10 protein-coding genes are annotated in these 11798 nt (G+C 66.1%); 3 read left to right on the top strand and 7 right to left on the bottom strand.

Going from position 1 to position 11798, the window contains the following annotated elements; genetic code table 11:
- Nucleotides 1–202: 202 nt before the first annotated feature.
- Entirely contained in the window at nucleotides 203–1090 is an 888-nt protein-coding gene (prmC, locus tag ACVIYL_RS06935; protein ID WP_456778077.1) for a peptide chain release factor N(5)-glutamine methyltransferase, read from the bottom strand.
- Between the two features lie 105 nt (nucleotides 1091–1195).
- Here prmC and ACVIYL_RS06930 point away from each other — a divergent pair, with 105 nt between their 5' ends.
- A complete protein-coding gene (locus tag ACVIYL_RS06930) occupies nucleotides 1196–1621 on the top strand; it encodes an HIT domain-containing protein (protein WP_456778076.1) in 426 nt (141 codons plus the stop codon).
- 241 nt (nucleotides 1622–1862) lie between these two features.
- Here ACVIYL_RS06930 and ACVIYL_RS06925 read toward each other — a convergent pair whose 3' ends face one another.
- The 4 genes from ACVIYL_RS06925 to ACVIYL_RS06910 all read right to left on the bottom strand — a co-directional run bounded on the left by ACVIYL_RS06925 (nucleotide 1863) and on the right by ACVIYL_RS06910 (nucleotide 6765).
- Nucleotides 1863–2561: an ABC transporter ATP-binding protein gene (locus tag ACVIYL_RS06925; RefSeq protein ID WP_456778075.1), complete on the bottom strand. Its 699-nt coding sequence runs from the start codon at nucleotides 2559–2561 to the stop codon at nucleotides 1863–1865.
- Entirely contained in the window at nucleotides 2558–4405 is a 1848-nt protein-coding gene (locus ACVIYL_RS06920) for a branched-chain amino acid ABC transporter ATP-binding protein/permease (RefSeq protein WP_456778074.1), read from the bottom strand. The genes ACVIYL_RS06925 and ACVIYL_RS06920 overlap by 4 nt, the downstream gene beginning before the upstream one ends.
- 14 nt (nucleotides 4406–4419) lie before the next feature.
- Nucleotides 4420–5295, bottom strand: a complete 876-nt coding sequence (locus ACVIYL_RS06915; protein ID WP_456778073.1) for a branched-chain amino acid ABC transporter permease — start codon at nucleotides 5293–5295, stop codon at nucleotides 4420–4422.
- A gap of 114 nt (nucleotides 5296–5409) precedes the next feature.
- Nucleotides 5410–6765: a substrate-binding protein gene (locus ACVIYL_RS06910; protein ID WP_310883114.1), complete on the bottom strand. Its 1356-nt coding sequence runs from the start codon at nucleotides 6763–6765 to the stop codon at nucleotides 5410–5412.
- A gap of 292 nt (nucleotides 6766–7057) precedes the next feature.
- Between ACVIYL_RS06910 and ACVIYL_RS06905 the strand changes: the two genes are divergently transcribed.
- A complete protein-coding gene (locus tag ACVIYL_RS06905) occupies nucleotides 7058–7519 on the top strand; it encodes a hypothetical protein (RefSeq protein WP_456778072.1) in 462 nt (153 codons plus the stop codon).
- 143 nt (nucleotides 7520–7662) lie between these two features.
- The gene (locus tag ACVIYL_RS06900; RefSeq protein WP_456778071.1) at nucleotides 7663–8130 is read left to right on the top strand and encodes a MarR family winged helix-turn-helix transcriptional regulator; all 468 of its coding nucleotides are present in this window, start codon (nucleotides 7663–7665) and stop codon (nucleotides 8128–8130) included.
- A gap of 34 nt (nucleotides 8131–8164) precedes the next feature.
- On the opposite strand, the gene prfA is transcribed toward ACVIYL_RS06900, so the two are convergent.
- Together prfA and ptsP are read right to left on the bottom strand one after the other, a co-directional pair.
- Nucleotides 8165–9244, bottom strand: a complete 1080-nt coding sequence (prfA, locus tag ACVIYL_RS06895; RefSeq protein ID WP_456778070.1) for a peptide chain release factor 1 — start codon at nucleotides 9242–9244, stop codon at nucleotides 8165–8167.
- 57 nt (nucleotides 9245–9301) lie between these two features.
- On the bottom strand, nucleotides 9302–11569 hold the full coding sequence (gene ptsP, locus ACVIYL_RS06890; protein ID WP_028337326.1) for a phosphoenolpyruvate--protein phosphotransferase: 2268 nt from the start codon (nucleotides 11567–11569) through the stop codon (nucleotides 9302–9304).
- Nucleotides 11570–11798 lie beyond the last annotated feature (229 nt).

The following is an 11798-nucleotide window of genomic DNA, read 5'->3' as shown; positions in this document are numbered from 1 at the left end:
GTTCGCTTGGCGGTCGAGAGCAGCACAGCTTCGGCTATTGCGCTCTATATGACCTGCGTTCCTGGAACCTTTCGATCGGCGGGCTCTGCTGAACCCTGGTCATCACCCGTAACGGATTACGGGGCCAGCACCGATGTTGTGCCCGGAACGTAGTCGTTCCCGGGGGATAATCCAAGAGGTTTTTTTTCGTTCCAATAGGACTTTATCGGGGCAGCCGGCGGGCGGAAACGGCCCTCGGGATGCCCCCCAGATCGGCCTTTGGCGGCCCCGTTGGGGATAACCCGGATGCCGTCATCAGCGCTTCAACGTCGCCGCTCTGACCCTGTCCGACTTCCACAACCAGAAATCCTCCTGAGGTCAAAAGACCCGCAGATTGCGAAATCAGCGCGCGGTAGGCGTCGAGCCCGTCGGCACCGCCGTCGAGCGCCGCGCGCGGATCATGCGCGCGCACCTCGATGTCGAGTCCGGCGACGTCGGCCGAGGGGATGTACGGCGGATTGGACACGATCAGCTCGAACGCGCCGACGAGCCCGCGGCCGTAGTCGCACTCGATCCATGTCGTGCGATCGGCGAATCCGAGCGCGGTGGCGTTGCGGCTCGCGGTCTGCAGCGCCTCCGTCGAGATGTCGGTGGCGAAGCCATGCGCGTTCGGCAGTTCCGAGAGCAGCGCCAGCAGGATCGCGCCAGAACCGGTGCCGAGATCGGCGATCCGCAAGGCGCGCTCGGCCACCCCGTCGGCGCGCAGCAGTTCGAGTGCGCGCTCGACCACCGTCTCGGTGTCCGGGCGCGGCACCAGCGTCGCGGCGGACAGGTACAGCGGCAGTCCCCAGAACTCCTTGACGCCGAGGATGCGCGCGATCGGTTCGCCGGCGAGGCGGCGCTGCGCGAGGTGCTCGAGGCGATCGGCTTCGTCCCTCGTCAGCGCGCGCTTCGCGCCCGTGATCATGCCGGTCAGATCGAGCCCCAGCACGGCGCCGACCAGCAGTCGCGCATCGAGCTCGGCGGCGTCGTGGCCGGCCGCCTTGAGGCGGGCGGCGAGGCTGCGCCTGATGCTCTCGACAGTCTGGCCATGTCCTGCGGGTTCGCTCATGGCGCGTTGTTAGCCGATGGTCGATGCGGCGTCGATATCACTTGCGCCCCGTGCGGCCGGCGCGCACGGTCAGAATCTGAACCTAGCGATCCGGAACGCGCGACCATGACGGGCTATGACGACCAGAACATCTTCGCCAGGATCCTGCGCGGCGAGGTCCCGAGCTTCAAGGTCTACGAGACCGATCGGACCTTTGCCTTTCTCGACATCATGCCGCGATCGCCGGGACATACCCTGGTGATTCCGAAGGCACCCGCGCGCGGCATCCTCGACATCGCCGAAGACGACCTCGCCGAGGTGGCGCGGTCGGCCAAGCGCATCGCCGTCGCCGCGATGAAGGCGTTTGCGGCCGACGGCATCATCATCCAGCAGTTCAGCGAGCCCGCCAGCGGCCAGGTGGTGTTTCACCTGCACATGCATGTGATGCCGGTGAAGGCCGGCGTCGCGCTGCTGCCGGCGCAGACCGTCAAGGCGGAGATGGATGTGCTCGCCGATCACGCCAGGCGGATGATCGCGGCGCTGCGTGGGTGAGCGGGTGGCCCGGTCCGACGCGGGAATGCCGTAATCCCTATCCCGAGAGGCCATGCGCAATATCGAGTTCGTCATTGCGAGGAGCTCGCGACAAAATTTGCAAAGCAATTTTGTGCTGTAGCGACGAAGCAATCCATCGGTCCGCGCATGCGGACCGATGGATTGCTTCGCGGAGCCTGTCATCGGGCGCGCGTTCGCGCGACCCGTTGGCTCGCAATGACGGCGAAGAAAGTGACGCGCCCTAAACCCCGAGATAGCGCTGCAGGACATCGGGCTGCGCCTTGATCTCCTGCGCCGGCCCTTCATGGACGATGTGTCCGTTGTTGATGATGTAGATGCGCTGCGCCAGCGCGAGCGTCGCGGCGAGGTTCTGCTCCACCAGCACGATGGTCTGTCCGGCCTCGGCGAGGTCGCGGCACGCCTTCATCAGGTCGCGCACGATCACCGGCGCCAGGCCCTCGAACGGCTCGTCGAGCAGGATGATCTTGGGATCGCGCACCAAGGCGCGCGCGATCGCCAGCATCTGCTGCTCGCCGCCCGACAGGTCGGTGCCGCGGTTGCCGCGCCGCTCGCGCAGCCGCGGGAACATCTCGTAGATGCGGTCGAGCGGCCAGCGCTGCGAGGCGGTCAGGCCGGCGATCACGAGGTTCTCCTCGACGCTCAGGCTGCCGAAGATACGGCGCTCCTCATGGACCAGCTGCATGCCGGCCTGCGCGATCTTGTGGCTCTTCCTGCCCGAGATCTCGACGCCGTCGAACATCACCGAGCCGCGGCGCGGGGTCACGACGCCCATCAGGCTCTTCAGCGTCGTGCTCTTGCCGGCGCCGTTACGCCCGAGCAGCGCCACCACCTCGTTGCGCTCGACGCGCATCGAGACGTTGAACAGGATGTGGGAATCCCCGTAATAGCTGTTCAGTCCGTTGACCTCGAGCAGGCTCATGCGGCGAGCACTCCATGCACGCCGCCAAGATAGGCTTCCTGGACGGTCGAGTTGGTCTTGATCTCTTCCGGCGTTCCCTCGACCAGCACGCGGCCCTCCTGCAGCACGGTGACGCGCTCGGCGAGCTCGAACAGCGCATCCATGTCGTGATCGATGATGATCATGGTGCGGCCCTGGCTGATCGACTTCAGCAGCTTGACGGTCTCGACGCGCTCGCGCGGGCTCATGCCGGCCAGCGGCTCGTCGAGCAGCAACAGGCTCGGCGACGTCGCCAGCGCCAGCCCGATCTCCAGCCGCCGCTTCTCGCCATAGGCAAGTTCGGACACCGGCGTATCCGGCCGCGTGGTCAGATTGACCAGCTCGAGCGTGTGCTGCACGCGCTCGGACAGGCCGGGGATGCTGTCGATGCTGCGGAACAGGTCGAGCTTGAACTTGCCGCGCAGCGCCGACAGCGCCGCGATCACCAAATTCTCGCGCACCGTCAGCCCGGTGAACAGCTGGTTGACCTGGTAGCTCTTGGTCAGGCCGAGCTGACAGACGTCGGTGACGTTCATGCCGGTGATGTCGCGGCCCTCGAACAGGATGGTGCCCGAGGTCGGATGCACCTCGCAGGTCAGCATCTTGAAGAAGGTCGACTTGCCAGCGCCGTTCGGGCCGATGATGCCGCGCAGCTCACCGTGATTGACGGTGAAGTCGATGTCGCTGTTGGCGAGCAGGCCGCCATAGCGCTTGGTCAGGCCCCTAGCCTGGAGGATCGGGCCGGACGGATTGCCGCCGGCACGAGCCGCCACCGGCTTCGGCGCGGCGGCGTGCCGCTCGCTTGCCACGGCGACGACCTCGGGTGCGCTCTCCTCCGGCTCCTTGGCGCCGCGCTGTCCGGTCAGGAGGCGGTAAAGATCGGCGAGGCCACCGATGATGCCGCGGCGCAGGAAGCACACCAGCAGCACGAACACGATGCCGAGCACGAGCTTCCAGGCCGCGCCGAGCCCGAGCGCCGCCTGCAGGAAGTCCTGCAGCGACAGCCACACCGCGGCGCCGACCAGCGGCCCGAACAGCGTGCCGCGGCCGCCGATCGCGGTCTGCATCACGAGCTGCCCCGACGTGTCGAAGGTGAACGCGTCGGGCGGCATGAAGGCCTGCAGCACGCCGAGCAGCCCGCCGGCAAAGCCGGCATAGGCGGCGGCGATCACGAAGGCGGTCAGCTTGTAGCCGTGGATGTTGTGGCCTACCGCGGTCGCCCGCAGCGGATTGTCGCGGATAGCGCTGAACACGGCGCCGACCGGCGAGCGCACGATGCGCAGCGCGATCACGACGCCGATGAAGTAGCACAGCGCCAGGAACTGGTAGAGCGACCAGCCGGTGGTGAAGTGCAGCGTGGTGAAGCCGAGATTGAAGCTCGGGGTAGGCACGCCCGGCAGCCCGTTCTCGCCGCCGGTGAAGTCCGACAGCGGATTGAACTCGACGAAGAAGAACACCTCGGCGATCGCCACCGTGATCATCGCGAAATAGATGCCGGTGCGGCGCAGTGCGATCAGGCCGATCAGATAGCCGGTGGCGGCGGCCGCGATCATGCCGATGACGAGCGCGAGCACGACGTACGGGAAGCCGGCGCGCGTCAGCAGATAGGCCGCGACGAAGCCCCCGGTTCCGTAGAAGGCCGACTGGCCGAACGACAGCAGGCCGGTGAAGCCGAACAGGATGTCGAAGCCGAGACCGAACAGGCCCCAGACCAGGATCCGGTTCACGGTGTTGGGTGCGAAGCCGAGCCACGGCAGCACGAAGGGCGCGACGATCAGTCCGGCGGCCGTCAGGAATTCGATCAGGTATGGGCGCTGCTTAAGCATCTAAATATCCGTCGTCATTCGCGGCCCTGCGTGCCGAGCAGGCCGTGTGGTCTGAGCACCAGAACGAGCGTCATCGCCGCGAACAGCATGACGTAGGCGTAACCGGGGTTGAACATCGAGGTGATGCTGATGATCTCGCCGGCGATCAGCCCGCCGAGGATGGCGCCGGGAAACGAGCCGACGCCGCCGATCACCACCACCACGAAGGTCTCGACCAGGATGTCGTCGCCGACACCCGGCGTCAGCGACACCACCGGCGCATTGATGATGCCGGCGAAGCCTGCGGCCATTGCGCCGATGCCGAACACGATCATGAAGACGCGGTAGACGTTGATGCCGAGCGAATCGACCATCACCGAATCCTCGATGCCGGCGCGCACGATCATGCCGAGCCGGGTGCGGTACAGGATCAGGAACAGCGCGCCGAGCGCGACCGCGACGATGCCGACCACCGCGAGCCGGTAGGTCGGGTAGAACAGGAAGCCGAGCGAGGTGATGCCCTGCAGCAGCGCCGGCGGCGGCACCACCTGCGACTGGCTGGTGAAGATCAGCCGCACGATCTCGACGAAGCAGATGCCGAGGCCGAACGTGACCAGCAGCTGGTCCTCATGCGGGCGATGGTAGAAATGGCGGATGATGATCCGCTCCATCGCCACGCCAAGCGCCATCACGAACAGCGAGCCCGCGATCACGGCGAGAATGAACGAGCCGGTGTAGGAATAGGCCACATATCCGGCGTAGCCGCCGATCATGAACATGGCGCCGTGGGCGAGGTTGAGCACTCCGAGCGTGCCATAGATGATCGTCAGCCCGGAGCTGATCAGCGCCAGCAGCGCGCCGAGCGCCAGCCCGTTGAAAAGTTGCGAGACGAAATTTGGCCAGTTGATCATGGCGCGCGTTCACTCAGCCGTATACCTGGCCCGGTCGATGGAGGATGCGTTCCGAGAAAAGCGGCGCCGCGGGCCGGGTCGCCCCGCCCACGGCGCCGAGTCTTCCCACGTTAATCAGGTGTAGTCGCCGAGATGGCAGCCGAACGCATCCGGCTTCTGCATCAAGCCGTCGCCGGGGACGATCTCGATCACCTCGTAATAGTCCTCCTTGTTCTTCATCTCCTTTTCCATCTTGCCGCGGACGATGACGACGGGGCGGACGCACTGGTGATCCTCGGGGCGATAGTGGACGTCGCCGACCAGCGAAGGCAGCGTCTCGCCCTTCTCATAGGCCTTGATGACGTCGGGCGGATAGAAACTGCCGGCTTCCTCGACCATGCGGGCCCAGTGCGCGAAGCTGACATAGGCGTTCTCGGCGCCCCATTCCGGCTTGTATCCGTACTTCTTCTCGAAGGCCTCGTTGAACATCTTGGCCAGCGGATATTTGTCCTCGATGGTCCACCAATAGTCGGTCGCGGCGTAGACGCCCTGCATCAGGCCGCCGGTCTCGCGGGCGATGAACGGCACCTGGTAGGGCACCACGAGCTTCATCTTGTCGAGCACGCCGAACTGCTTGGCCTGCTGCGTCGACAGCACGGCATCGTGACCCCAGTTGACGTTGATCAGCACGTCGGCGCCGGAGTTCGCGACGTTGAGCAGATAGGACGAATAGTCCGGCGCGCCGAGCGGCGAGACCTGGTTGGTGACGGTGGTCCAGCCCGCCTGGGCGAGGTAGTCCTGCATCGACTTGGTGACGGTGTGGCCGTAGGTGTAGTCGGGCGTCAGGTAGGCGGCCTTCTTGTTCTTGCCGAACTGCTTGATCAGCACCGGCGCGATCGCCGCCGCGGCGGTCTGGCCGAAGAAGTTCTGGCGGAAGCCGTAGCGCACGCAATCCTTGCCAGTGGTGTCGTTCGAGCCGGAAATGCCGCAGACGAAGATCACCTTCTCGCGCTGCGCCAGCTTGTTCAGCGCCACCGCGACCGCGCTCGACGTGCCGCCGGTGATCATCACCGCCTTGTTCTCGGAGATGAAGCGCTGCTGCGCCTGCACGGCCTCGTTCGGCTTCGCCGCGGAATCCGCGACGCCGAACTTCAGCTCCTTGCCGAGCACGCCCTTGCTGGTCTTCGGCGAGATCTTCTTGATCAGCTCGTGGCCGCTGTTGATGTGCTCGATCGCGAGCTGATAGCCCTTGAGCTCATCCTCGCCCTGCACCGCATAGGTGCCGGTGCGCGGGACCGAGATGCCGATGAACGCCGAAGAGCCCGACGTGCCCGCGGGATAGGTTCCGATCGCCGGGTGGTCCTCGGCGAAGGCCCGCGATGCGATCGAGGCCGGCAGCACGCTGCCGCCGATCAGGCCCGCGCCGGCTTGCAGCAAAGTGCGGCGCGAAACGTTCGGGGTTCTGCCCGGCCGAAAATCCTTGGTGCTCATCGCTCAGTATCCTCCAATTATATTGATTGTTGGCGCGCATGCTCACTCGTCGCCGGATCGGATCGATCGGCGGCACGATGCGCCGGCTGCGATGGAGCAGCCTGTCACGGCTACAATTCCCCACCGGCATATTTAGTCAATGTCACCTTTCGTCGAATCATATCGGCCTACGATAGAAATAATATCGTTCTACGATGTATCGAAGGTTTACCGACCGGGTGCGGGTCCTGTAAGTGAGGGAGCGATGATCCAGGAGCCTTCAAGTCGCACCGGAAATGCCGGAGAGCACGCCGTGTCCGAGCACGGTCACGCCGTGTCCGAGCACGGTGCCGCCGGGCAATTGGGCAGCCTGAGCATTCGCGCGATCAACGTCCTGAAGGAACTGGCGGTCGAGCTGCTCGACGAAGTGCCGCCGAAGGTGGGCTGGACGCCGCCGGACGATCTGCTGCGGCTGCTCACCGCGCGCCATCTCGCGACGGCGCGGAATTGCGGACGGCAAACCATGCGCGAGATCATCGCTTGGGCCGAGACGCGCGGAATAACGATCCCGTCTCCGCATCACACCGGCAAGTCGTTGTCGGAGGTCTGGGGCGATCTGGTCGCGCGTGCCTCGGCCGGGCATCTCACCAAGAGCGAGATCACCGAGGCGCTGGAGAAATCCATTCGCCGCAGGAGCCCGCGGATTCCGGTCGCGTTCCAGATCGTGCTGCTGAAGATATTGAGCTCGACCTACGATCACTGGCCGCAGCCCTGAGCTTGCCCGGCGCCGCCGCTCGACCGTCAAACCGTTGAAAACATGAGTGGGGGCGGCCGGTAGTATGGTGCGTCCGGCGCGGGCTTGATAGCGTTGCACGGCGTCTGCCGTCCGGCGGAGCGAGCCAGCAGCAGGACGACTGAATGCCGCAACCAAAGCAACGACGAGCACCAGCCGGAGCAACCAAACGCAAGGCGGCGGCCGCGACGGTGGACTACCGGGCGCTTGCGCAGTTTCGCTACGAGTTGCGCAGGTTTCTTGCATTCAGCGAGGAGGGCGCCCGGAAGGCCGGAATGACGCCGCGGCAGCATCAGGCGCTGCTCGGCATCAAGGGTTTCGTCGATCCCGGTCCGCCGACCGTCGGCGACATCGCCCGGTTCCTGCTGATACGGCATCACTCCGCCGTCGAACTGATGAACCGCATGGCAAAGCTCGGACTGGTCAGCCGGCTTGCCGATCCGGACGACGCGAGGCGGGTTCAGCTCAAGCTAACGGCAAAGGGAGAGCAGAAGCTCCAGGCGGTCTCGAAGAAGAACATCGAGGAGCTGCGCCGCGTCGCGAGCCCGGCGTTGCGCCGCTTGCTGAAGTCCTCGCCGTCTTCCGGCGAATGAGTGATGCATCCGCCGGCGCAAGCGGCGGCGCGCGTCAGGCGGCTGCGCCCTGCGCGGCGAGCTGTGCCGCCTGGTGCTCGGTGGTCAGCGCATCGATCAATTCGCCGAGCGCTTCGCCCGCGATCACCTGCGGCAGCTTGTAGAGCGTCAGGTTGATGCGATGGTCGGTGACTCGCCCTTGCGGGAAATTGTAGGTGCGGATGCGCTCGGAGCGGTCGCCGGAGCCGACCTTCTCCTTGCGGTCGGCGGAGCGCGCCGCCTCGACGCGCTGGCGCTCGGCATCGTAGATGCGCGAGCGCAGGATGTTCATCGCCGACGCCCGGTTCTTGTGCTGCGAGCGGCTGTCCTGCATCATCACGACGATGCCGGTCGGCAGATGGGTGATGCGGATCGCCGATTCGGTCTTGTTGACGTGCTGACCGCCGGCGCCGCCCGCGCGCATGGTCTCGATCCTCAAGTCGGTGTCCTTGATATCGACGTCGACGTCCTCGACCTCCGGCAGCACGGCGACCGTGGCGGCCGAGGTGTGGATGCGGCCCTGCGTCTCGGTGTCGGGCACGCGCTGCACGCGGTGCACGCCGGATTCGAATTTCAGCTTGGCGAACGCGCCGCGGCCCTGCACCTCGGCGATGATTTCCTTGTAGCCGCCGACGGTGCCTTCGCTCGCCGAGATCACCTCGACCTTCCAGCCCTGCAGGGACGCGAAGCGCTCATACATCCGGAACAGGTCGCCGGCGAACAGCGACGCCTCGTCGCCGCCGGTGCCGGCGCGGATTTCCAGCATCACGTTGCGGTCGTCCATCGCGTCTTTCGGCAACAGCGCGATCCGGATCTGCTGCTCGAGCTCGCCGATCCGCGCCTGCAGCGTTTCCAGCTCGGCTTCCGCCATGCTGCGCATCTCGGGATCGGTCCCCGCATCCGCCAGCATCGCCTCGGTGTCGGTGAGCTCCGATCGGGCGGAGCGATAGAGCTTCACCGCGTCGATCAGCGGATTGAGCTCGGCGAGCTCGCGCGTGATCTGCACATAGCGCTCGGACTTGACCTCGCCGAGCAGCTCGGCCTCGAGCGAGGCATGATGGGCGAGCAGGACGTCGAGTTTGGCTTCGGGTAGCATGGCGGTATCTCGAATTGCGGAAGGTACGGAAGGGCGGCAGCGGCGACGGCAGCGTCGCTACAAGGCCAGCCCCTCGGTTTCCGCAAACTTCGTCAGCGCCTCGCGGATCGAGACGCTGCCGACCGGCGCGTCCAGCAGCGGATTGATCATCGCCTCGGCCTTCTTGGCATCGAGGTCGAGGATCAGCGCCTTGACCGGGCCGTGCGCGGTTGCCGACAATGAAAGCGAACGGTAGCCGATGGCGATCAGCGCCAGCGCGCCGATCGGTTTCGACGCCATCTCGCCGCACAGCGAGGCGGCCTTCTTCGCCGCCTTGGCCTTGCGCACGATGTCGCGCAGCGCGCGCAGGATCGGCGCCGACAAAATGTCGAAGCGTTCGGAGACCTTGGCATTGCCGCGGTCGACCGCAAACAGGAACTGGAACAGGTCGTTGGAGCCGACCGAGACGAAGTCGACCTTCTTCAGGAGCTCGTCGAGCTGGTAGAGCAGCGCCGGCACCTCGACCATGGTGCCGATATCGATCCGCTCGGGCAGCGAATGGCCGTGCTGGCGCAGATAGGTCAGCTCGCGCTCGACGATCGCCTTGGCCTGGTCGAACTCGGCGATATCCGAGATCATCGGGAACATGATCTTCAGCGCGCGGCCGCCGCCGGCGCGCAGCAGCGCGCGGATCTGGCCGCGCAGCAGGCCGGGACGGTCGAGGCCGAGCCGGATCGCGCGCCAGCCGAGCGCGGGATTTTCCTCGATCACGGTCTCCATATAGGGCAGCGCCTTGTCGCCGCCGATGTCGAGCGTGCGGAAGGTGACGGGCTTGGAGCCCGCGGCGTCGAGCACGGTGCGGTACAGCGCGAGCTGGTCGCTCGAGCGCGGCAGGTTCGGGCTCACCATGAACTGCAATTCGGTGCGGAACAGGCCGATGCCGGCGCTGCCGGTGTCGTCGATATGCGGCAGGTCGATGGTCAGGCCGGCATTGATCAGAAGCTCGATCGGCTGGCCGTCCTTGGTCACGCAGGCCTTGTCGCGCAGCGCCGAATATTGCGCCTGCCGCCGCGCCCGGAACCGGACACGCTCGGCATAGGCGGATTCGATCTCGGTCGAGGGGCGGACATAGATCTCGCCGGAAATGCCGTCGACGATGATGGCATCGCCCGGGTCGGCGATGCCGGGCGCGTTCGGCACCTCGCCGACCGCGGGAATGCCGAGCGCGCGCGCCACGATCGAGACGTGGGAATTCGCGGTGCCTTCCTCCAGCACCAGGCCGCGCAGCCGCTTGCGGTCATAGTCGAGCAGCGCCGCCGGGCCCATCGCGCGGGCGATCAGGATGGCGTTGTCGGGCAGCTGCTCGCGCGACGGCGCATGGTCCTGGCCGACCAGCTGCCGCATCAGGCGATGGCCGAGATCCTCGAGGTCGTGCAGGCGGTCGCGCAGATAGGGATCGGTCGAGCGCAGCATGCGCGCGCGGGTGTCGGACTGCACGCGTTCGACGGCGGCTTCCGCGGTGAGGCCGGTGGCGACCGCCTCATGCAGCTTGTGCGACCAGCCCTGGTCGTTGGCGAACATGCGGTAGGCTTCCAGCACCTCGCGGTGCTCGCCGCCGTCGGCGACGTCGCCGCGCTCCAGCATGCGGTCGAGATCGGCGCGCAGATTGGCGAGCGCAGTGTCGAGCCGCTTGATCTCCTTCGGCAGATCCTCGGCGATGTAGTTGGTGATGACGACGCGCGGCTCGTGCAGCACGACGTGGCCGAGCGCGATGCCGTCGGAGAGCACCGCGCCGGTCTTGTGCAGCGAGTGCCGCGCGGCGGGCTCGGCGCCGGGCTGCGCCAGCGCGGCAAGCTCGCCGGAGGCGATCATCTCCGCCAGCACCATGGCGGTGGTCTGCAGCGCCTCGACTTCTTCCTCGACATAGGTGCGCTTGGCGCGGTTCTGCACCACGAGCACGCCGAGCGTGTTGCCGGCGCGCAGGATCGGCACGCCGAGGAACGAGTGGTAGGCCTCTTCGCCGGTCTCCGGGCGGTAGGCGAAGGCGGGATGGCTTTGCGCGTCGGACAGGTTGAGCGGCGTCGCCTCGCTGGCGACGAGGCCGACCAGGCCTTCATGCGCGCTCATCACCGTGCGGTGGACGGCGTCGCGGTTCAGACCTTCGGTGGCATAGAGTTCGAGGGTGTTGTCGATGCGCAGCACGTAGCAGGAGCAGACCTCGGCCACCATGTTGGCCGCGATCAGCACCACGATCTTGTCGAGCCGCTCCTGGGCGGAGACTTGCTCCGCCATGGTCTCGCGGAGCCGTCTCAACAGGATGCGGGGGCCTCCCGACGCGCTCCGCATGTGTTTCAGTCCCTCCCCGCGAAGCCAGCGCACCGGTGCGGCCGGCCGCTGGCGCAAAACTCGTCAAAAACAACAATTTTAGTCATTCGGTGTCGCCGCTCGCCAGTTCCCGCCGATTCGCGATCACCGAAACTGTGCCACAGTTTGCGACAGCCTACCTGACTGGCCGTATAGCCAATCGAGGCTTGCTTTGCCAAGCAAAACGCCTGCCAGTAGCAAATAACGTCTG

The organism is Bradyrhizobium sp. USDA 3315 (assembly GCF_054056795.1).
The sequence above is the reverse complement of the archived record's forward strand: the minus strand, read 5'-3'. Positions and strand labels throughout refer to the sequence as shown.